The sequence below is a fragment of the Cellulomonas wangleii genome (assembly GCF_018388445.1).
GTDB lineage: Bacteria > Actinomycetota > Actinomycetes > Actinomycetales > Cellulomonadaceae > Cellulomonas > Cellulomonas wangleii.
Map to the genome: position 1 here is coordinate 1,477,592 of NZ_CP074405.1, position 21,363 is coordinate 1,498,954.

Annotated in this window: 18 protein-coding genes; 7 read left to right on the top strand and 11 right to left on the bottom strand. The window is 75.0% G+C overall.

Going from position 1 to position 21,363, the window contains the following annotated elements:
• Nucleotides 1-42: 42 nt before the first annotated feature.
• From KG103_RS06875 to ptsP, 4 genes are all read right to left on the bottom strand, one after another.
• On the bottom strand, nt 43-1,035 hold the full coding sequence (locus KG103_RS06875) for a DNA topoisomerase IB (protein WP_207340626.1): 993 nt from the start codon (nt 1,033-1,035) through the stop codon (nt 43-45).
• A 137-nt stretch (nt 1,036-1,172) separates the two neighbouring features.
• Entirely contained in the window at nt 1,173-2,051 is an 879-nt protein-coding gene (locus KG103_RS06880) for an acyl-CoA thioesterase (RefSeq protein ID WP_207340625.1), read from the bottom strand.
• Nucleotides 2,052-2,054: 3 nt separating this feature from the next.
• Nucleotides 2,055-2,438, bottom strand: coding sequence for a globin (locus KG103_RS06885; protein ID WP_089802120.1), 384 nt, complete (start codon nt 2,436-2,438; stop codon nt 2,055-2,057).
• A 74-nt stretch (nt 2,439-2,512) separates the two neighbouring features.
• Entirely contained in the window at nt 2,513-4,198 is a 1,686-nt protein-coding gene (ptsP, locus tag KG103_RS06890) for a phosphoenolpyruvate--protein phosphotransferase (RefSeq protein ID WP_207340624.1), read from the bottom strand.
• A 215-nt stretch (nt 4,199-4,413) separates the two neighbouring features.
• Here ptsP and KG103_RS06895 point away from each other — a divergent pair, with 215 nt between their 5' ends.
• Together KG103_RS06895 and KG103_RS06900 are read left to right on the top strand one after the other, a co-directional pair.
• The gene (locus KG103_RS06895) at nt 4,414-4,710 is read left to right on the top strand and encodes a glucose PTS transporter subunit EIIB (RefSeq protein ID WP_256439610.1); all 297 of its coding nucleotides are present in this window, start codon (nt 4,414-4,416) and stop codon (nt 4,708-4,710) included.
• A 13-nt stretch (nt 4,711-4,723) separates the two neighbouring features.
• Nucleotides 4,724-5,191 (top strand): PTS sugar transporter subunit IIA, encoded by a 468-nt coding sequence (locus KG103_RS06900; protein WP_207340623.1) that lies wholly within the window; start codon nt 4,724-4,726, stop codon nt 5,189-5,191.
• A 7-nt stretch (nt 5,192-5,198) separates the two neighbouring features.
• On the opposite strand, the gene KG103_RS06905 is transcribed toward KG103_RS06900, so the two are convergent.
• Together KG103_RS06905 and KG103_RS06910 are read right to left on the bottom strand one after the other, a co-directional pair.
• Nucleotides 5,199-6,464: a mechanosensitive ion channel family protein gene (locus KG103_RS06905; protein ID WP_207340622.1), complete on the bottom strand. Its 1,266-nt coding sequence runs from the start codon at nt 6,462-6,464 to the stop codon at nt 5,199-5,201.
• A complete protein-coding gene (locus tag KG103_RS06910) occupies nt 6,461-8,665 on the bottom strand; it encodes a prolyl oligopeptidase family serine peptidase (protein WP_207340621.1) in 2,205 nt (734 codons plus the stop codon). Before KG103_RS06910 ends, KG103_RS06905 begins: the two co-directional genes overlap by 4 nt.
• Nucleotides 8,666-8,781: 116 nt before the next feature.
• Between KG103_RS06910 and malQ the strand changes: the two genes are divergently transcribed.
• Together malQ and KG103_RS06920 are read left to right on the top strand one after the other, a co-directional pair.
• Nucleotides 8,782-10,908, top strand: a complete 2,127-nt coding sequence (gene malQ / locus KG103_RS06915; RefSeq protein ID WP_207340620.1) for a 4-alpha-glucanotransferase — start codon at nt 8,782-8,784, stop codon at nt 10,906-10,908.
• Nucleotides 10,905-11,447: an AAA family ATPase gene (locus KG103_RS06920; protein WP_207340619.1), complete on the top strand. Its 543-nt coding sequence runs from the start codon at nt 10,905-10,907 to the stop codon at nt 11,445-11,447. Before malQ ends, KG103_RS06920 begins: the two co-directional genes overlap by 4 nt.
• A 124-nt stretch (nt 11,448-11,571) precedes the next feature.
• On the opposite strand, the gene pepN is transcribed toward KG103_RS06920, so the two are convergent.
• A complete protein-coding gene (gene pepN, locus KG103_RS06925) occupies nt 11,572-14,178 on the bottom strand; it encodes an aminopeptidase N (RefSeq protein WP_207340618.1) in 2,607 nt (868 codons plus the stop codon).
• A 235-nt stretch (nt 14,179-14,413) separates the two neighbouring features.
• Between pepN and KG103_RS06930 the strand changes: the two genes are divergently transcribed.
• Entirely contained in the window at nt 14,414-15,034 is a 621-nt protein-coding gene (locus KG103_RS06930; protein WP_207340617.1) for a mycothiol-dependent nitroreductase Rv2466c family protein, read from the top strand.
• A 5-nt stretch (nt 15,035-15,039) separates the two neighbouring features.
• The gene (locus tag KG103_RS06935) at nt 15,040-15,576 is read left to right on the top strand and encodes a hypothetical protein (RefSeq protein WP_207340616.1); all 537 of its coding nucleotides are present in this window, start codon (nt 15,040-15,042) and stop codon (nt 15,574-15,576) included.
• Nucleotides 15,577-15,669: 93 nt separating this feature from the next.
• On the opposite strand, the gene KG103_RS06940 is transcribed toward KG103_RS06935, so the two are convergent.
• Nucleotides 15,670-17,658, bottom strand: coding sequence for a M13 family metallopeptidase (locus tag KG103_RS06940; protein WP_207340615.1), 1,989 nt, complete (start codon nt 17,656-17,658; stop codon nt 15,670-15,672).
• Between the two features lie 62 nt (nt 17,659-17,720).
• On the opposite strand from KG103_RS06940, the gene KG103_RS06945 reads away from it, so the two are divergent.
• Nucleotides 17,721-18,173 (top strand): ribose-5-phosphate isomerase, encoded by a 453-nt coding sequence (locus tag KG103_RS06945; protein WP_207340614.1) that lies wholly within the window; start codon nt 17,721-17,723, stop codon nt 18,171-18,173.
• A gap of 7 nt (nt 18,174-18,180) precedes the next feature.
• Here KG103_RS06945 and KG103_RS06950 read toward each other — a convergent pair whose 3' ends face one another.
• The 3 genes from KG103_RS06950 to KG103_RS06960 are packed head-to-tail and all read right to left on the bottom strand — an operon-like array spanning nt 18,181 to nt 21,363.
• Entirely contained in the window at nt 18,181-19,422 is a 1,242-nt protein-coding gene (locus KG103_RS06950) for a GNAT family N-acetyltransferase (RefSeq protein WP_207340613.1), read from the bottom strand.
• 25 nt (nt 19,423-19,447) lie between these two features.
• A complete protein-coding gene (locus KG103_RS06955; RefSeq protein WP_207340612.1) occupies nt 19,448-20,413 on the bottom strand; it encodes an ATP-binding cassette domain-containing protein in 966 nt (321 codons plus the stop codon).
• Complete coding sequence (locus KG103_RS06960; RefSeq protein WP_207340611.1) at nt 20,413-21,363, bottom strand: ABC transporter ATP-binding protein; 951 nt, start codon at nt 21,361-21,363, stop codon at nt 20,413-20,415. Before KG103_RS06960 ends, KG103_RS06955 begins: the two co-directional genes overlap by 1 nt.

Sequence of the window (21,363 nt, forward strand, 5' to 3'; positions counted from 1 at the left end):
GGGCAGTCTGCGGCCGGGCGAGCGGGGCCGCACCCGGGGCGCTCAGCCCGTCAGGAGCGCGAGGGTGCGCCGCTCCGCCACGTGCTGCGAGCGTGTCGGCGCGATCGTCTCGCCGCGCTCCCACAGCTCGATCACCCGCGGGTCGATGTACGACGACCGGGCGACCGTGGGGGTGTTGCCGAGCTCCTCGGAGACCGCCTTGACGACCGACGCGACGACGCGGCGGCGTCCCCGCTCGCTGCGCGGGGGCGGACCGCCCTCCGCCAGGCCGCGGGCCGCCAGCACGGTGGCGTGCCACGTGCGGAAGTCCTTGGGTGTCGCCTCGCCGAGCCGGTCGCGCACGTACGCCCCGACGTCGTTGCTCGTCACGTCGTGCCACCCCGCGTCGTCGCGCCACGCCAGCAGCTCCGGGCTGTCGTCGCGGCGTCGCAGCAGCGTGCGGACCAGCTCGGCGACCGTCTCGTCGTCGACGACCGTGTCGCGGATCTGCCCCGACTTCGCGGGGAAGACGAGGTGCACCGCGCCGGGGGAGCCGTCCGCGTCGGACAGCACGCGCACGTGCTCGCGGCGCAGCGTCGCCAGGCCGAACGAGCCGTGCCGGCGGGTGTAGCCCTCGGTGCCGACCCGCAGGTAGGCGCGGTCCAGCAGGCGGAACGCCAGGGCCAGCGCCTTGTCCCGCGGCATGCCCTCGAGCGCCAGGTCCGCCCGCACCCGCCGGCGCGCGGCCGGCAGCCGGCGGGCCACCTGCAGCACGTGCTCGTGCTTGAGCCGGGCCCGCCGGGCCTGCCACTGCAGGTGGTACAGGTACTGACGGCGCTGCGCCTCGTCCAGCCCGGCGGCCTGGATGTGGCCGTTGTGCCACGGGCTGATCCAGACCTCGCGCCAGGCCGGCGGGATCGCGAGCGTGGAGAGGCGCTCGAGGTGCTCCGGCTCGTCGATGCGGCGCCGCTCGTGGTCGAGGTACACGAAGCCGCGCCCGGCCCGGCGGCGCGTCCAGCCGGGCTGGTCGAGGCGCACACGTCGGAGCCGGACCATGCCGCAGAGTCTCGCCCGCCGGCGCGGGCCGCGCTCGTCGAGCGGGACGCGGGAGCCGTGGACCGCGACGGGCGGACCGGCGGTGGACGGACCGGTGCGGACCCGGCGCGGACCCGGTGCCCGCGGGGACGCCGGCGTCAGTCCGGGACCCGGACCATGCCCTCCTGCGCGATGGAGGCGACGAGCGTGCCCTCCCGGTCGAACACCCGCGCCGCACCCAGGCCGCGCCCGCCCTGGGCGCTCGGGGACGTCTGGACGAACAGCAGCCAGTCGTCGACGCGGACGTCGCGGTGCCACCACATGGCGTGGTCGAGGCTCGCCATGGACAGCCCCGGCGTCGCCCACGGCCGGCCGGCGCGGCGCAGCACCGGCTCGAGCATGATCTGGTCGCAGCCGTACGCCAGCAGCGCACGGTGCAGCAGCTGGTCGTCGGGGACGGGGCCGCGGGCCCGCGCCCAGACGCACTGGTCGCCCTGGCTGCCCTGGGCGCCGGCGCGCAGGTAGATCGACCCGTCGACGTGGCGCAGGTCGAACGCGGACTCCTGCGCCCAGAACCGGGCCATCGGGTGGTCGACGTCACCGAGCGCGTCGAGGGCCGAGCCGACCTCCTCCGGGTCCGGGACGTCGGGGGGCGTCTGCGCGTACTCGATGCCGGGCTGCCGCTCCTGGAACGACGCGATCATCGACAGGATCGGTGCGCCGCCCTGCAGCGCGTGCGTGCGGCGGGCGGAGAACGAGCGGCCGTCGCGCAGCCGCTCGACCGCGAAGCCGATGGGCGCGGAGTCGTCCCCGGGCCGCAGGAAGTAGCCGTGCAGCGAGTGCGGCAGGCGGCCGTCCGGGACGGTGCGGCCCGCCGCGAGCAGCGCCTGCGCCAGGACCTGCCCGCCGAACACGCGGCCCTGCGGCTGCGGGAGGCTGAGCCCCTCGAACGTGTCCGGCTCGCTCGGGTCGGCGGTCAGGTCCAGGGCACGCAGCACCGCCCCGACGGGGTCGTGGCTCGCGTCGGGCAGCGTCATGGGTCAGTCCTCGAAGGTGTTGAGCATGGAGTGGGCCGCGCGCTCGAGGTAGTCCCACAGCTGGCCGCGGTGCAGGGGTGCGAGGTCGAGCGAGTCCACGGCGGTCCGCATGTGCCGCAGCCAGCGGTCGCGCGCGTCGGGGTTGACCTTGTACGGGGCGTGCCGCATCCGCAGGCGGGGGTGGCCGCGCTGCTCGGAGTAGGTCGTGGGTCCGCCCCAGTACTGCTCGAGGAAGAGGGTGAGGCGCTCGGCCGCAGGCCCGAGGTCCTCCTCGGGGTACATCGGCTGCAGCACCGGGTCCGCCGCGACGCCGCGGTAGAACTCGTCGACGAGCCGGACGAACGTCTCGTGCCCGCCGACGGCCGCGTAGAACGAGTCGTCTCTCACGCCGCCCATCCTCACACGCTGCCCCGCCTGGCCGGACGGGGCCGGGGTGTGCGTCGCGCCACCCCCGACGGCCGTCACAGCCCGAGCTCGTCCAGCACGGGCAGGCCCGCGCGCACCGCGGCACGGGCGTCGGCGGCGCTCGCCGCGTCGGCGGCACGACGTGCCAGCACGCGGCATGTCGCCAGGTCGGTGGCGGCCAGCACCGCGGCGACGTCGGGCAGCGCCCGGGGCGTCATCGACAGCGACGTCACACCGAGCCCGACCAGGACCACCGCCAGTGCCGGGTCCGCGGCCGCCTCCCCGCAGACACCGACGGGCCGCGCCTGGGCGGCCCCACCCAGCGCGGTGGCCTCCACGAGCCGCAGCACCGCCGGCTGCCACGCGTCGGACAGGCCCGCGACCGCCCCGAGCAGCCGGTCGGCGGCCATCGTGTACTGCGTGAGGTCGTTGGTGCCGATGCTCGCGAAGTGCGCGTGGGCGAGCAGGGGGCCGGCCATCAGCGCCGCGCTCGGGATCTCGACCATGATCCCGGCGGTGGGCAGGCCGTGCCGGGCGCACGCGGCGACGAACGCCTCGGTCTCGTCGACCGTGGCGACCATCGGTGCCATGACCCACGTGGTGGTGCCCGGGTGCTCGGCGGCCGCACGCGCGATCGCCGTGAGCTGGTCCTCGAGGACGTCGGGGCGCTCCTGGGCCACGCGCAGGCCGCGCACCCCCAGTGCGGGGTTCGCCTCGGGTGCCGCGTGCAGGAACGGCAGGGGCTTGTCCGCCCCCGCGTCGAGGGTCCGCACCACGACCTTGCGGCCCGCGAAGGCTGCCAGCACGCGGCCGTACGCGGCGGTCTGCTCGTCGACGTCGGGCGCCTGCGTGCGGTCGAGGAACGCGAACTCGGTGCGGAACAGCCCGACACCCTGGGCGCCCGCGTCGGCCGCCGCCTGCGCGTCGGCGGGGTCGCCGACGTTGGCGAGCAGCTCCACGCGGTGGTCGTCCGCCGTGCGTCCGTCCCCGTCGAAGGTGCGCGGCGCCGCACCCCGGGCGCGGACGCGCCGCACGGCGTCGTCCGTCGGGTCGGGGACGACGGTGCCGGCGGCGCCGTCCACGAGCAGCTGCGTGCCCTCGGCGAGGTCCAGCGCCCCGGCCGCGGCGACGACCGCCGGGATGCCACGCGACCGCGCGAGGATCGCGGTGTGCGACGTGGGCCCGCCGGCGGCCGTGACCACCGCGAGCACGCGCTGCGGGTCGAGCGTCGCGGTGAGGGCCGGCGCCAGGTCGGGCGCGACCAGCACGTAGGGGTACGGGCGGACCGGCACGCCGGGTGCCTGCAGTCCCGTCAGGTGGGCCACCAGCCGGTCCCGCACGTCGGTCACGTCGCGCACGCGCTCGGCCATGTACCCGCCCAGCAGCTGGAGCTCGGCGGCGACCGCGTCCGCGGCCTCCCACACGGCCCGCTCGGGGACGAGGTGCTCGTCACGCACCCGCTGCTGGGCGTCGGCGACCAGGGAGGGGTCCGCCGCCATCGCGGCCGTCGCGTGCAGCAGCGCGGCGCTGTCGCCCTCGGCGGCCTGCGCCGCGGCGTCGAGCTCGTCACGCACGGCCGCCGCGGACGCGGCGACCCGCTCGGCGGCCGCGTCGGTGTCGGAGCCCGGCGGCAGACGCCGGCCGGCGGGCGGCTCGGCGACGGCGTCGGGCAGGCGCACCGCGGGCCCCACCACGCGTCCCGGGCTCACGCCGATGCCTCGGACGACGTACGTGCTGCCCACCCCGGACCTCCTCGGTACCCGCCGGGACGAGGGGACGGTCGTGCGGCCGCCGTCGTCGCCGTGCCCCCGCAGTCTGGCCCGGGCCCACGCCGAGGTCCAACGCGGTCGCGCACCCGGCACACCCCGCCGGCGTGCGCCACGCCCTTGCCGCGGTGGCAGGGGCGCCGGGCGGTGGCGCGGCGGTAGCCTGGGGTCCGACCGCGCACGCCCGGTCGATGCCGTCGGCGGGTACCCGTCGTCGCCGCACCCGGGCGCCGGCGACGACGAACCAGGGAGACCCATTGAGCAAGGCAGAGCAGATCCTGGCCGCACTGGGCGGCGAGGCCAACGTCGTGGACCTCGAGCCCTGCATCACGCGGCTGCGGGTCGAGGTCGGTGACGCGCAGCTGGTCGACGAGGCGGCGCTCAAGGCGAGCGGCGCGTTCGGCGTCGTGCGCTCGGGCCGCATCGTGCAGGTGATCGTGGGACCCGAGGCCGACAACCTCGCCGCCGAGCTCGACACCCTGCGCTGAGACCGGCCGCCGCGTGGCGCAGCTGCGGCTGACGAGCCCCGTCCCGGGAGTGGTGCGGCCGCTGACGGCCGTCCCCGACCCGGTGTTCGCCGAGCAGATGGTCGGGCCCGGGCTCGCGGTCGAACCGGACCGGACCGGTCGGCAGGACGTGCTCGCGCCGTGCGACGGCGTCGTCGGCGCGCTGCACCCGCACGCCTTCGCGCTCGAGCTCGACGACGGACGCGCGGTGCTGGTCCACGTCGGCATCGACACCGTGACCCTGGCGGGTCAGGGTTTCGAGCTGCACGTCGAGCGCGGCCGTCGCGTGCGGGCGGGTGACCGCGTGCTCACCTGGTCGCCGGTGGACGTGGCCGCGGCGGGCCTGTCGACGATGTGCCCGGTCGTGGCGCTGCAGGCCGAGGCCGTCGACGTCACGCTCCTCGTCCCCGAGGGCGAGCGGGTCGAGGCCGGCCGTCCGGTGCTGGGCTGGACGGCCGGCTGACGGACCGTCAGCCCGCCGGCGGTGGCGGGGGCTCGCGGCGCTCGACCACGTCGTGCACCGGGGTGTCGTGGGGATCCCGCGGCGAGGCGTCGCCCTGCTGCTCCACGTCGCCCTGCTGCGCGTCGCCCTGCTCCACGTCGCCCTGCTGCGCGTCGCCCTGCGGGGTGCCGGCGGCCCCGCCGGGAGTCGTGCCGCCGCTGCCCCCCGCGCCGTCGTCCGCCGACGTCGGGATCAGCCCCAGGCGCTCCTGGTGCGCCACCAGGGCGTCCCGCTGCCCGGCCAGCGGCACGCCGGCCGCCTCGAGCGCCTGCCGCACCGCGAGGCGCAGGTGCCGGGCCACCTCCCACTGCATGGCCGGGGCGGTCCTCACGGAAAGGCGCAGCCCGACGGCGTCGGCCGCGAGCTTCTCGGCGCCCGTGACCTCGGGCTCGCCCTGCAGGTAGGCGCCGACCACGGGGTCGGTCGCCACCCGGCGGGCCGCCTCGGTCAGCAGGCCGCGCGCCTCGTCGAGGTCGACGAAGTAGTCGACGTCCACCTCGACCAGCGCGGTGCTGAACCCCTGGGTCTTGTTGCCCACGCGGACGATGGAGCCGTTGGGGACGTACCAGAGGGTGCCGCTGTCGTCGCGCACCTTGGTCACCCGCAGCCCGACGTTCTCCACGGTGCCGGTCGCCGGGCCGATGTCCACGACGTCGCCCACGCCGTACTGGTCCTCCAGCAGCATGAACAGGCCGGAAAGGAAGTCCTTGACCAGGCTCTGCGCGCCGAAGCCGACGGCGACGCCCACGATCCCGGCGGACGCGATGAACGGCGCCAGGTTGATGTGCAGCGCGTCGAGCACCAGCAGGCCGGCGATGGAGCCGACCACGATCGACGCGGTCGAGCGCAGCACGGACCCGATGGTCCGGGCGCGCTGCGCGCGTCGGGCCGTGGCGAGCGGGTTCGCCTTGAGCAGGACGGAGCCCACCTCGGACCGGCCGATCGGGCGCAGCACACCGCGCTCGATGACGGGATCGCCCTCCGCCACGTGCCGGGTGACGCCGGAGATGGTGCGCCGCAGCAGCAGGAGGACCAGGGCGCTGATGACGACGATGAGGACGATGCGCAGGGGGACCCCGACGAACCACTCCCACCAGTCGCCGAGCCATGTGGGCCAGCTGTCACCGGCGGGCTTGGTGAACGACGGCGGGGTCACCTCGGCCGTCGCCGCCGGCGCGGTCGCCGTCGGGGACGCGCTCGGGGACGCGCCCGCGGACACGGTCGGGGTCCTCATGCCTCCTCGACCTCCAGCAGACCGGTGCGGTCGGCGACGAACTGCAGCTGCTCGGCCGACAGGCCGATGGTGCGGGACAGCGCGCGGGCGCCGTGGCCCACGCCGATCTCGCGGCGCAGCAGGACGGGCCGCTCCGCCGGGTCGGACGTCGTGGCCGCCTGCAGGGCGGCGGCGAGCTTGCGCGCGTGCAGGGGGTCGACCCGGGAGTCGCCCTCGAAGACGGTGAACAGCACCGCGGGGTACGCGGTCCCGTCGACCACGCGGTGGTAGGGCGAGTACCCGAGCAGCCAGTCCAGCTCCTCGGGGACCTCGGCGTCGCCGTACTCCTCGGTCCACGTCACGCCCAGGCCGAACCGCTGGTAGCGGACCATGTCGAGCAGGGGCGCCGAGCAGACGGCCGCGGCCCACAGGTCGGGGCGCTGCGTCACGGCCGCGCCGACCAGCAGGCCGCCGTTCGAGCCGCCCCAGCAGGCCAGCGTGTCCGTGGTCGTCCACCCCTCGGCCACCAGGTGCTCGGCGACGGCGTGGAAGTCGTCGAAGACGTTCTGCTTGGACCCGCGCATGCCGGCGCGGTGCCACTCCTCGCCCTCCTCGCCGCCGCCGCGCAGGTTGGCCACGACGTAGACGCCGCCGGCCTCGACCCACGCGAGGGTCGTCGCGGAGTAGGCCGGGTCCAGGCTGATCTGGAAGCCGCCGTACCCGTACAGGACGGTGGGCGCCGGGGCGAGCGGGCGCCCCTCGGCGTCGACGCGGTCGGCACGCGCCAGCACGAACGCGCGCACGAGCGTGCCGTCCGCGCTCACGACCTCGATCTGCCGGCTGTGGACCGCCGGCACGTCGGGCAGGGCGCCCGGCGGGGTCGCCCACACGTCGACGTCACCGGTGCGGGCGTCGTACCGGTGCACGTGGGGCACCGTCACGTGGTCGGTGTAGGAGAACCAGACCTCGGGACCCCCCTCGGGGCGCGTCACCAGGCCGCTGATCGAACCCAGCCCGGGCAGCGGCACCTGCCCCGTGCGCGCACCCGTGCGGGGGTCGTGCCGGGTCACCTCGCTGACGGCGTGGCGCCGCCACGACGCGAGCAGGGCCGAGGGCCGCGTCGGGTCACCGTCGTCGACGAACGCGACGTCCTCGAGCACCGCCACGTCGTCCTGCGGCAGGAGCGTCGACCAGTGCTCCACGCCCGGGGTCGCGGGGTCCGTGACCGCGAGCCGGCCGCGGGGCGCGTCGAGGTCGGTGTGGACGTACAGGCGTCCGTCACGGCCCACCCACGCACCGACCTCGGCGTCGAGCCCCACCGCGACCTCGACGAAGGCCGGTGCCTCGTGCGCGCCCGGTGCGGTGAGGTCCGCGATCCACACGTCCGTCCGCGGCGCCGTGCCCGCGGACGCCGACACGATCAGCCACCGGCCGTCGCGACTGACCTGCACGCCGTAGTAGCTGGTCAGGTCCAGGCCCTCACCGAAGACCTCGACGTCCTGCTCCGGGGACGTCCCGACGCGGTGCAGCCAGACCCGGCGGTGGTACTGCTGCTCGTCGGCCGGGACCAGGTCCGGGGCGAGGCGGCGCACGTAGTAGAACGCCTCGCCGCCGGGCAGCCAGGCGACGGGGGAGTAGCGGGCGCGGTCGATCGGACCGTCGACGAGCTGGCCGGTCGCCACGTCGAGGACGTGCAGCACGCTCTCCTCGGTCCCGCCGTGCGAGACCTGGTACGCGAGCAGGTCGCCCTCCTTCGACGGCTGCCACGCGTCCAGGGTGGTGGTGCCCGCGGCGTCGAGCACGAGCGGGTCGACGAGCACCCGCTCGGTCGCGGTGCCGTCGGCGCCCGCCTCCGCGACGACCACGACGGCGTGCTCCTGGTCGCCGGCGCGGCGGGTGGAGAAGCGGCGTGCACCGCGCCACGCGGGCGCACCGACGGACCCGGCACCCAGCAGGGCGGCCAGGCGGTCGCGCAGCGTCGCGTCGGCGAAGGGCGTGCCGGCCGCGGCGGCGGACACCCGCGCCCGGTAGCCGGCGTACAGGTCGTCCTGCGCGCGCGACCACCGCGCGGTGCGCTCGTCGTCCGCGTCCTCCAGGACGCGGTACGGGTCGGCGACGCGGCGTCCGTGCAGGTCCTCGACGAGGTCCGCGCGCGGGGCGTCCGGGTAGGGGGCTGCGTGGGGGACGGGGCGCGCGGTGGCGCGCGGCGGCTCGGTCGTCACGGTGCCCCAGGCTACGTCGCGCCCGGCGGTCGCGCGGTGGGTCACCCGTCCGGCCGCGCCGCGCCGGGCCGGGGTCTCGGGGCGCTGCACCCGGCGTGCTCTGGCAGGATCGAGGGGTGCCACACACCACCCTGCACGAGGACCTGTGGCGGCTCGCCGCCGCCTACGACGTCGTGCCGGCCTACCGCGGCCACGACGGGAACGACCACGAGGCGAGCGACGAGACCGTCATCCGCGTGCTCGGCGCCCTCGGCGTGGACGCGTCGACGCCCGAGCGGGTCGCGCTCGCGCTCGACCACGTCGAGAACATGCCGTGGCGGCGGGTGCTGCCCCCGGTGGTCGTGCTGCGGCAGGGCAGCTCGGTGAACGTCCCGGTGCACGTCACGCACGGCGATCCCGTCGAGGTGTGGCTCGAGCTCGACCCGGAGGTCGGCGGCGGGCGGCGCGAGGTCGTCCAGGTCGACGTGGTCGTCGAGCCGCGGCAGGTCGACGGGCGGCTCGTGGGCCGCGCGACGTTCGCCCTGCCCGACGACCTGCCGCTGGGCTGGCACGAGATCCGCGCGGAGGGCCCGTCGGCCCACGCGCACAGCCCTGTCGTCGTCACCCCGGAGCGCCTCGAGCTGCCCGAGCGGCTGCGCGACGGCGCGGTCTGGGGCGTCATGGCGCAGCTGTACTCGGTGCGGTCCCGGACGTCGTGGGGCGTGGGCGACCTGGCTGACCTCGCCGAGCTCGGCTGGCTGGCCGCCCACCGCTGGCACGCGGACTTCCTGCTCGTGAACCCCCTGCACGCCGCGGAGCCCGTCGAGCCGCTGACGCCCAGCCCGTACCTGCCCACGACCCGGCGGTTCGTCAACCCGCTGTACATCCGCGTGGAGGACGTCCGGGAGACGGCCTACCTGTCCGCGGCGGACCGCGCGCTCGTCGAGTGGGCGGCCGAGCCCGTGCTCGCGCTGGACACCGACCCCGGCCCGGTCGACCGTGACGCGGCGTGGGCGGCCAAGCGGGCCGCGCTCGAGGTCGTGTTCGGCCACCCGCGCTCGGTCGCCCGCCAGGCGGAGTTCGACGCGTTCGTCGAGGAGCAGGGCGAGGGGTTGCGCGAGTTCGCGCTGTGGTGCGCGCTCGTGGAGCGGTACGGACCCGTGTCCGGCTGGTCGGACGACCTGCGCGACCCGCTGTCGGACGCCGTCGCGGCCGCCGCCGTCGAGCTGGCCGACCGTGTCGTGTTCTGGTCGTGGCTGCAGTGGGTGGCCGACGAACAGCTCGAGCGGGCGCAGCGCGTCGTGCGCGAGGGCGGCATGGCGCTGGGGATCATGCACGACCTGGCCGTCGGGGTGCACCCCGAGGGGGCCGATGCCTGGGCGCTGCGCGACGTCCTGGCGACCGGGGCCTCGGTGGGCGCACCGCCGGACATGTACAACCAGCAGGGCCAGGACTGGTCGCAGCCGCCGTGGCACCCCGACGCCCTGGCCCGCGCCGCCTACCGGCCCTACCGGGACATGCTGCGCACGGTGCTGCGGCACGCCGGTGCCATCCGCATCGACCACGTGCTCGGGCTGTTCCGCCTGTGGTGGGTGCCCGTCGGCAACTCGCCGCGCGACGGCGCCTACGTGCGGTACGACCACGACGCGCTGGTCGGCATCCTGGCGCTCGAGGCGCACCGCGCCGGGGCCGTGGTGATCGGCGAGGACCTGGGCACCGTCGAGCCGTGGGTGAGCGACTACCTCTCGGAGCGCGGGATCCTCGGGACGTCGGTGCTGTGGTTCGAGCAGGAGCACGACGGCCGCCCGCGTCCGCCGGAGTCGTACCGGAGGCTCGCCCTGGCGACGGTCACGACGCACGACCTGCCCCCCACCGCCGGGTACCTGGCGGAGGAGCACGTGACCCTGCGCGACCGGCTGGGGCTGCTGTCGACCCCGGTCGAGCAGGTGCGGGCCGAGGCGGCCGCGGAGCGCGAGCGCATGCTGAGCGCGTTGCGGGAGCGCGGGCTGCTGGGGCACGACCCGAGCGAGCGGGAGATCGTCGAGGCGCTGCACCGCTGGGTCGCCGCGACACCCGCGGTGCTGCTGGGGGTGTCCCTGGCGGACGCGGTGGGCGAGCGGCGGGCGCAGAACCAGCCCGGCACGGACCGCGAGTACCCGAACTGGAAGGTGCCGCTGGCCGACGGGACGGGGCAGGTCGTGCTCCTGGAGGACCTGTTCACCAACGCCCGCGCCCAGTCGCTGGCCGACGCGATGGGCGAGTGACGACGACGCTGCGCCGCGTGCGGGTCGTCGGCACCTCCGGGTCCGGCAAGACGACGTTCGCGCGGCGCCTCGCCCGGGCGCTCGCGGCCCCGCACGTCGAGCTGGACGAGGTCTTCTGGGGTCCGGACTGGGTCAAGCGTGACGTCGCCGAGGCGCACGCGGACCTGCGCTCACGGACCGCGGGCCCCGCCTGGGTGGTCGACGGCAACTGGGACTCGCGGCTCGGTGACCTGCTCGACGGTGCGGACGCCGTGGTCTGGCTCGACCACCCGCGGCGCATCGTCATGGCGCGGGTGGTGCGGCGCACGCTGTGGCGCGGGCTCACGCGCCAGGAGCTGTGGCACGGCAACCGCGAGCGCCTGGCGAACCTGCGGCACCTCGACCCGGACCAGAACATCGTGCTGTGGTCCTGGACCTCGCACCGGCGCGTGCGCGAGCGTTACGCCGCACGGGCCGACGACCCGCGCATGGTGCGGCTGCGCGGTCGCCGCCAGGCGGAGGCGTGGCTGCGGGCCGTGGAGCGCGGGGCCGGCCGCTGACCCGTGGGGGTCGGCCGCACCCGCTCGCCCCGCCCGTTCACCCCACCCGCTCACCCCACCCGTTCACCCGCACCCCGGACACGCCGACGGCCGGGCACCCGCGTGCCCGGCCGTCGGTGTCACGTCAGTCGCGTGCGCGGTCCGCCTGCTGCGCGGCGAGCGCACGACGCACACCGTCGCGGGACTCGACCACGAGCCGCCGCAGCGCGGCGGGGGCGTCCGGGTGCCCGGCGAGCCACGCGTCGGTGGCACCCAGCACGTCGACCCGCGGGTCGTCGGCGAGCGCCGTCGGGTACAGGCCGACGACGACGTTCTGGGCCATCTCGTTGGTCTTGTCCGCCCAGACCCGCTCGAGCTCGGCGAAGTACGGCTCGACCCACGGGACGAGCAGCGTCGTGTCGTGCACGCGCCCGAACCCGCTGATCGTCGCGGCCTGGAGGGCGTTCGGCAGGTCGTCGCCCGAGACGACCGCGGCCCACGCGCGCTCCTTGGCCTCGGCGGTCGGGACGGCGGCCCGCGCGGCCGCGGCGGCCCGCTGCCCGGTGGCCGTCGCGTCGGCGGCCTGCTGCGCCGCGATGTCGGCGTCGCCCGCGCGACCCCCGGCGACCAGGGCGGTGAGGAGCTCCCACCGCAGGTCGGTGTCGACGGACAGGCCGTCGAGCGTGCGCCGACCGTCGAGCACCTCGGTGACGACGTCGAGCTGGGCGTCGGTGCGTGCCCGGGCGGCGAACGCCTTGAGGAGCTGCAGCTGCTGGTCCGAGCCGGCGGGCGCCGCCTCGGCGAGCGCGAGGAGCCGGTCGGCCGCCCCCGTGGCGGTGGCCTCGCGGTGCTCGGGCGCCACGTACAGGTCGAGCGCTGTGGTCAGCTGGCGCAGCAGCACGAGGATGACCGAGGAGTCGGTCTCGTGCGCGATGTTGCCGAGGACGAGCTCGACGAAGTCGCGTGCCGAGGTCTCGCCGTCCCGGGTCGCGTCCCACGCCGCGCCCCACACCAGGGTCCGGGGCAGCGAGTCGGTGAACTTGTCCAGGTGCGCGACCGACGTCGCGAGCGACTGCGGGTCGAGGCGGACCTTGGCGTACGCGAGGTCGTCGTCGTTGACCAGCAGCAGCGCGGGCCGCCGGACCCCGACGAGCGCGGGCACCTCGGTGCGCGGTCCGTCGATGTCGAGCTCGACGTGCACGGTGCGCACCAGGCGCGCGTCGTCGCCCTCGCCCTGCAGGTCGTACCCACCGACCGCGAGGCGGTGCGGCCGCTGCACCGGGTGCTCCGCAGGGACCTCCTGCAGCACGGCGAACGACGTGATGACGCCGTCGGCGTCGACCTCGATCTCGGGGCGCAGCAGCGTGACGCCCGCCTGCTCCAGCCACAGCGCGGACCACGCCGACAGGTCGCGCCCGCTCGTGGCCTCGAGCTCGGTCAGCAGGTCGCGCAGCTGGGTGTTGCCCCACGCGTGCTTCGCGAAGTAGGAGCGCACACCCGCGAAGAACTCGTCCTGGCCGACCCACGCGACGAGCTGCTTGAGGACGGAGGCGCCCTTGGCGTACGTGATGCCGTCGAAGTTGACCTCGACGTCCTCCAGGTCGCGCATGTCCGCGACGATCGGGTGCGTCGAGGGCAGCTGGTCCTGCCGGTAGGCCCACGACTTCTCGAGGGAGGAGAACGTGGTCCACGCGCTCGTCCACCGCGTCGCCTCGGCCGTCGCGAGCGTCGACGCGTACTCCGCGAACGACTCGTTCAGCCACAGGTCGTCCCACCAGCGCATGGTCACCAGGTCGCCGAACCACATGTGCGCGAGCTCGTGCAGGATCGTCACGGCCCGGCGCTCGACGGTCGCGTCGGGCACCTTCGACCGGAACACGTACGACTCGAGGAACGTGACGGCGCCCGCGTTCTCCATCGCCCCGGCGTTGAACTCGGGGACGAACAGCTGGTCGTACTTGGCGAACGGGTACGGGTGGCCGAACCGCTCCTCGTAGAACGCGAACCCGGCGCGGGTGATGTCGAGGATGTTGTCGGTGTCCAGGTGCTCGGCCAGCGAGGACCGGCAGTAGACGCCCAGCGGGATCGAGCGGCCGTCGCTGCTCGTCAGCTCGCCGTGCTCACCGTGGTACGGGCCGGCGATGATCGCCGTGATGTAGGAGGAGATCGGCGGCGTCGTGTCGAACCGCCACGTGGCGGTGCCGTCGTCCCGGCCGCCGTTGCGGTTGCGGCCGCCCTCGACGCGCTGCGGCTCGCCGAGCTGCGGGTAGTTCGACACCACCGTCCAGTGGGCCGGCGCGGTCACCGTGAACGTGAAGGTCGCCTTGAGGTCCGGCTGCTCGAACACCGCGAAGACGCGCCGCGAGTCCGCCACCTCGAACTGGCTGTAGAGGTAGACCTCGTCGTCGACCGGGTCGACGAACCGGTGCAGGCCCTCGCCGGTGTTCATGTACGCGCAGTCCGCGACGACGGTCAGCTCGTTCTCCGCGGCGAGGTCGTCGAGCCGGATGCGGGAGTCCGCCACCACGTCCGCGGGGTCCAGCCGACGGCCGTTGAGCACGACCTCGTGCACGGTGGGCGCGATGAGGTCGACGAAGGTGCTCGCGCCGGCCGTCGCCGAGAACCGCACGGTCGACCGCGAGGTGAACGTCGTCGGCCCCGTCGTCAGGTCGAGCTCGACGTCGTACGCGTGGGTGCGGACGAGCGCGGCCCGCTCGGCGGCCTCGGCGCGGGTGAGGTTCTCTCCGGGCACGGACGTTCTCCGATCGTTCTGCGGCGGTGGCCACGATGGACGGCGGCAGCGGCGTGGCGGTCGGCGGCGACGCGGGGTCGGGTCGGTCGGTGCGCAGGACGCTGCGGTGTCGCACGTGCGCGACCGCACGATCATGCCACGGGGGCCCGCGCCGACCTCGGAGCGCGCACGGGATGTGCGTCGCCAGGCGGGAGAGGGCACACTCGGCCACGACCGTCGGTGAGAGGAGCTCGGTGTGCCCGTCGTGGACTTCTGGTTCGACCCCGTCTGCCCGTGGGCGTGGATGACGTCACGGTGGATGGACGAGGTCACCCGCGTGCGGGACGTCGACGTCCGGTGGCACGTCATGAGCCTGTCGGTCCTCAACGAGGGCCGTGACCTGCCCGACGGGTACCAGCGGCTCATGGCCGAGTCGTGGGGGCCCGTGCGCGTGCTCGTCGCCGCGGCGCGCGACCACGGCGACGAGGTCCTCAAGCCGCTCTACGACGCGATGGGCACGCGCCGTCACCCCGGTGGCCGCACGGACACCGCCGCGATCGTCGCCGAGTCGCTGGCCGAGGTGGGGCTGCCCGCCGCGCTGGCCGACGTCGCGGCGACCGACGAGGTCGACGACCTGTTGCGCACGTCGCACCGGGCCGCCATGGACCTGGTCGGCGACGAGGTCGGCACGCCGGTCGTGGCGGTCGACGGGGTCGGGTTCTTCGGGCCCGTCATCACCCCGGCGCCGACGGGCGAGGCCGCGGGGCGTCTGTTCGACGGTCTGGCGCTGGTCACCAGCGTCCCCGGCTTCTACGAGCTCAAGCGCACCCGCACGCAGGGCCCGGTGTTCGACGCACCGGCCACGCACCAGGAGTGAACGGCATGGGGCCGCTGCGGGGCCTGAGCCGCGGGATGCAGGTGTTCCTGCTGGTCGACGTCCTGCTGGTGCTGCTGCTGGTGGTGCTGCTGATCACGCTGCCCCGGGGCGGCGACGCCCCGGGGCCGGCGGCCGCGACGCCGACGCCCACCGCGGTGGCGGACGCCGCCGCCGGAGACGACGACGAGCCGGGGTCCTCGGAGTCGGTCGCGTTCGACCTGCCCAGCGGCAACATCGCCTGCGAGATGAGCCCCGAGGGCGTCGTCTGCACGATCAGGAGCTTCACGTACGCGGCGCCCCGGGTCACCGGGTGCGAGTCGCCGACCGGTCACGTCGTGCGGCTCGACGCCGAGGGGTTCCGGTTCGTGTGCGAGGACGACGGGGTGCCGCAGCTGCCGCCGGACCGTGCCGAGCTCGCGTACGGCGCGCAGGAGACCCAGGGCGGGTACACCTGTGCCTCGGGGAAGGACGGCGTGACCTGCACCGACGCCGCGGGCATCGGGTTCCGGCTGGCGCGCGCGCAGTGGACCGCCCTGCCCTGAGCGACCGCCTCCGGGCAGCGGCGGGCAGCGCCTCGAGGACGTGCGCGCCGGACGGGCGTGCGGCCCGGGTCGCCCGGGCCGCACGCCTGCGGGTCACCAGATCCGGACGCGGCTCTCGGGGTCCAGCCACAGCGCGTCGGACGGCTGCACGTCGAACGCCGTGTAGAACTCGTCGATGTTGCGCACCACGCCGTTGCACCGGAACTCGTCCGGTGCGTGCGGGTCCACCGCGAGGCGGCGGATGATCTCCTCGTCGCGGCCCTTGGTCCGCCACGAGTGGGCCCAGCCGATGAACAGGCGCTGCAGGCCCGTGAACCCGTCGATCACGGGTGCCTGCTCCACCGGCCGCCCGAGCGCGATGCCGTAGGCACGCACCGCGATCGCCAGGCCGCCGAGGTCGCCGATGTTCTCGCCGATCGTCAGCTCGCCGTTGACCTTGTGGCTGCCGTGGAGCTGGCGCGGGGAGTACTGCGCGTACTGGTCGACCAAGGACTTGGTGCGGCGCTCGAACTCCGCGCGGTCGTCGGCGGTCCACCAGTCCAGCAGCCGGCCGTCGCCGTCGTACTTCGAGCCCTGGTCGTCGAACCCGTGACCGATCTCGTGGCCGATGATCGCGCCGATGCCGCCGTAGTTGACGGCGTCGTCCGCGTCGGCGTCGAAGAACGGGGGCTGCAGGATCGCGGCGGGGAAGACGATCTCGTTCATGCCCGGGTTGTAGTACGCGTTGACGGTCTGCGGCGTCATGAACCACTCGTCACGGTCGATGGGCCGGCCGATCTTGTGCAGCTCGCGGTCCAGCTCGAACGCGTGCGAGCGGCGCACGTTGCCGACCAGGTCGTCCGCGCGCACGACGAGCGCGGAGTAGTCCCACCACCGCGCGGGGTAGCCGATCTTCGGCGTGAAGCGGTCGAGCTTGTCGAGCGCGCGCTGCCGCGTCTCCTCACCCATCCACTCCAGCGAGGTGATCGACTCGCGGTACGCCTCGACGAGGTGGGCGACCAGCGTGTCCATGCGGTCCTTGTGCGACGGCGGGAAGTGCCGCTCGACGTACACCTTGCCGACCGCCTCGCCGAGCGCGCCCTGCACCAGGGAGACGCCGCGCTTCCAGCGCTCGCGCACCTCCGGCGCACCCGAGAGCGTGCGGCCGTAGAAGTCGAAGTTGGCCTCGACGACCTCGTCGGTGAGGTACGGCGCACGGGACGAGACCACGTGGTACGTGGCCCACGCCTGCCAGTCCGCGAGGGGGACCTCGGTCCACAGCGCGGCCAGGCCCTCGGCGAAGGACGGCTCGCGGACCACGAGCCGGTCCAGCGCACCCGCGGGTGCGCCCAGCGCGTCGGCCCACGCGCGCCAGTCGAAGCCGGGGGCGCGCGCCGCGAGCTCCTCGAGCGTCAGGGCGTTGTAGGTGAGCTCGGCGTCACGGTCCTTCACCACGTCCCAGTGGTGCGCGGCGAGCCGGGTCTCGAGGGCCACGACGCGTGCCGCCAGGTCGTCCGGGTCGCCCGCGGCGACCACGGCGGAGACGGGCGCCGCGAGCCGCAGCATGCGCGCGACGTGGGGCAGGTACTTCTCGCGCACGGCCGCGTGCTGCTCCTCGCGGTAGTACGCCTCGTCGGGGAGCCCCAGGCCGCCCTGCACGAGGTGCACGACGTACGTGTCGGGGTCCCTCGCGTCGTTGTCGACGTACAGGTCGACCACCGAGGCGCCGCCGGTGCGCTGCAGCGTGCCCAGCGCGACGGTGAGCTCGGCGCTCCCGGTCGCGCCGTCGACGAGCGCGAGGTCCTCCCGCAGCGGCTCGACGCCCGCCGCCTGCACGGCGTCCGCGTCCATGAAGCTCGAGTACAGGGCGCCGATCTTCGCCTCGACGCCGGTCGTGTCGCCCGCACCGGCGGCCGCGTCGGTGATGATGTCGAGCACCTGACGCTCGGCCTCGTCGTACAGGGCCCGGAAGGGGCCGTCCATCGCGCGGTCGGGCGGGATCACGTGGGCCGCGGCCCACCGGCCGTTCACGTACTCGTCGAGGTCGTCCTGGGGTCGGACGGCCGGGTCGAGGTCGTCCAGGGGGAGTCCGCTGCGCGTCATGCGGGACAGCCTACGAACTCCCGGTGACGTCAGGGGGTGCCACGCTGCGGCAGGATGAGCACATGCGCATCCACGTCGCCGCCGACCATGCCGGGTACGAGCTGAAGGTCGCGCTCGTCGAGCATCTGCGGGCCGCCGACCACGAGGTCGTCGACCACGGGGCCTTCGAGTACGACGCCCAGGACGACTACCCGTCGTTCTGCTTCGCCGCGGGGGAGGCCGTCGTGGCCGACCCGGGGTCCCTGGGTGTCGTCATCGGGGGCTCGGGCAACGGTGAGCAGATCGCCGCCAACAAGGTGACCGGGGTGCGGGCCGCGCTCGCCTGGAACGCGGACACCGCACGCCTGGGACGTCAGCACAACGACGCCAACGTCGTGGCGATCGGCGCCCGGCAGCACTCCGTCGACGAGGCGATCGAGCTCGTCGACCTGTTCGTCGCCGAGCCGTTCAGCGGCGACCCGCGCCACCAGCGCCGGATTGACCAGCTCGCGGACTACGAGGCCGCGCGCGGCTGACCGCCGGTCAGAACAGCCACGGGCACACGGGGGCGAGCGGCGAGCCGAACGCCACCGCGAGGCGGTCGACGGCGTCCGCCGGGCCGTCGAGGAGACCCGCGGTCGCCAGGGCGGCCGCCGAGCGTCCGCCCAGGAGCATCGCGCCCAGCTCCCGCACGTCGAGCCGCACGTCGGGCTCGGCGTCGGTCCGGGTCACCTCGGCGGCACCGTCCGCGTCGGTGACGAGCCGCCAGCGCCCGGCGTTGCGGGGCAGGAACGCGTCGCCCACGTCCAGCACGACGTCGAGCCGCGCGGCGTAGCGCCGGGCGCCCAGCGCGGCCGGCAGGTCGAGCACCCGGACCCAGAGGTTGTCGGTCACCCGCCGCCGTCCCGGCCGCGGGTCGACGAGCAGCTGCAGCAGCGGGTCGTCGACGGGCAGGGCGGGCGTCGTGACGCTCGCGGTGAGGTCGAGGTCGAGCAGCACCGACCAGAGCCGGTGGGTCGCCGCAGGGTCCAGCGTGGAGGCCTGCCGGACCTGCACGGTGAACCGCGGACCGGTCTCGTCCGCCTCCTCGCGCCGCGCCAGCAGCGCCAGGGCGCGCACGTCGTCGCCGCGTCGCACGGTCGCCAGCAGCAGCGGCTCCGCACCGCCGCGTGCCGCGGGACGGTCCGCGAGGACACGGTCGCGCAGCGCGCGCGGCGTCCTCGCGATCCAGCCGGGGCGACCGGCCCCGGCGCGCACGTGCACGTCCTCGACGAGGTCCGCGTGCGTCGCGGCGTCGAACCGCTCGACCTGGACCGCCAGGCCCGACGAGCCCTCGACGGGCCGCAGCGCCGCCCCGCGCGGCAGGGTCAGCCGGACCTCGTCGCAGGCGCTGCCGTAGCCGAACCGCCCGTAGATCGCCGCCTCGGCCGCGAACAGCGCGGAGACCGGCTCGCCGCGCGCGAGCGACCGCTCGGCGTGAGCGCGCAGCATCGACGTCATGAGGCCCCGGCGTCGGTGGTCGGGCCGCACGCCCACCCACGTCAGCCCGGCGCAGCGCACGGCCCCGCCGGGCAGGGGCAGCCGGAAGGGGTACGACCCGTGCGTGGCGACCAGCTGCCCGTCGGGTGCCTCGACGGCCACCGCCCGCTCGGGCGGGACCGCGAACGGCAGGCTGTCGTCGAGCAGCGGGTCGCCGACCATGGGGAAGGTCAGGGCCGCGGCGCGGCGGTACTCGTCGAGGCGTGCGGCCGGGACGACGAGGGTGCGGTACCCGGGTGCGGTCATCGCGACATCCTGCCCCCGGTGGCGCTCACCCCGCCACGGTCGCGCCCACCCCGGGGCAGGTGGCGTCGGCCGCGTCCCGGAAGCACCCGACGAGGTGGTCCGGCGCGACCTCCGCGAGCCCGAGGTCCGGCGCGTCGGCGCCCACCTGCTCGTGGTACAGGCAGCGGTCGCCGAGCGCGGCCGCGCGGCGCTCCTCGTCCGCCTCCATGTCCTCCCACCGGCGGTCGAGCTGCGGCACGGAGGCCAGCAGCGTGCGCGTGTACGGGTGCCTCGGGTCGGCGAACACGGCCGCCGTGGCCCCGCGCTCGACGACGCGGCCCTGGTGCAGGATGACGACCTTGTCGCTGACGTAGCTGCCCAGCGAGAGGTCGTGCGTGACGAACAGGATGCCCAGGCCACGGTCCTTGAGGTCGCCGAGCAGGTTGAGCACGTCGATGCGGGTCGAGGCGTCGAGCATCGAGATGATCTCGTCGGCGACGAGCAGCCGCAGGTCGAGCAGCAGCGCGCGGGCGATGAGCAGACGCTGGAGCTGGCCGCCCGAGAGCTGGTGCGGGAACTTGCCCAGCACCTCGGCGGGCTCGAGGCCCACGGAGTGCACCGCGTCGTGGACGCGCTCGTCCCACTCGCGGCCCGCGACCTGCGGGAAGTACGAGCGGCGCAGCGTGTCGAACGTGCGGTCGACCTTGAAGATCGGGTTGTACGACGAGAACGGGTCCTGGAAGACGCCCTGCGCGTGGCGGTAGTAGTCCCGCAGGCCACGGTGACGCAGCGAGACCACGTCGGTGCCGTCGAACCTGATCGACCCCGACGTGGCGTTCGCGAGCCGCAGCACCATCCGGCCGATCGTGGACTTGCCGGACCCGGACTCCCCGATGAGGGAGACGACCTCGCCCGGGCGGACGTCGAACGAGACGCCCCGCACGGCGTGCACCGTGCCGCCGCCGAACGTGCCGACCCGGTAGACCTTGTGGACGTCGACGAGCTCGAGCATCACGCCACCGCCCAGCACGCGACCTGGTGGCCGGGGGCCACCTCGAGGAACGGGGGCTGCTCCTCGCACCTCGCCATCGCCAGCGGGCACCGGTCACGGAACCGGCACCCGGCCGGTGGGTCCAGCAGCGACGGCGGCCGCCCGACGATCCCGGTCAGCCGCCGGTCGTCGTAGCGCTCGCCGACCTTCGGCAGCGCGCCGACGAGCATCTTCGTGTACGGGTGCAGGGGCTGGTCGATCACGGTGGTCGCCGACGCCTTCTCCGCCAGGCGGCCGGCGTACATCACGAGGATCGTGTCGGCCATCTGGTAGAGAACCGAGATGTCGTGCGTCACCACGACGACCGACCGGACGAACTCCCGGTCGCGGAACTCCACCAGCGCGCGGGCCACCGCCTTCTGGCTGGTCACGTCCAGCGCGGAGGTCACCTCGTCGCCGATGAGCAGCGACGGGTCGAGCAGGGTCGCCAGGACGAGCACGACGCGCTGCTTCATGCCGCCGGACAGCTCGATGGGGTAGCGGCCCAGGATCGCCTCGTCGAGCCCGACGAGGCGCAGCCGGCGCTCCAGCTCGGGCCGCACGTCCTCGTACGCCACGCCCTTGGCGGTGACCAGCTCGCGGATCATCCGCCCGATCTTGCGCGTCGGGTTCATCGCCGACATCGCGTACTGGGGGATCAGCGAGACCTTCCGGTACCGGTAGGGGTTCATCGCACGGTCGTCGGCGATCGGCAGCTTCTCGCCGTCCAGGCTCACCGTGCCCCGCACGTGCTTCATCCGGGTCTCGAGCCGGATCAGCGCCTTGCCGAGCGTCGTCTTGCCGCAGCCCGACTCGCCGGCCACGCCCATGATCTCGCCGTCCGCGATCTCGAACGTGACGCCGTCGAGGGCCTGCACGTCGCCGCGCGTCGTGCGGTAGTGCACCGCCAGGTCGTCCACCCGCAGGCTCAT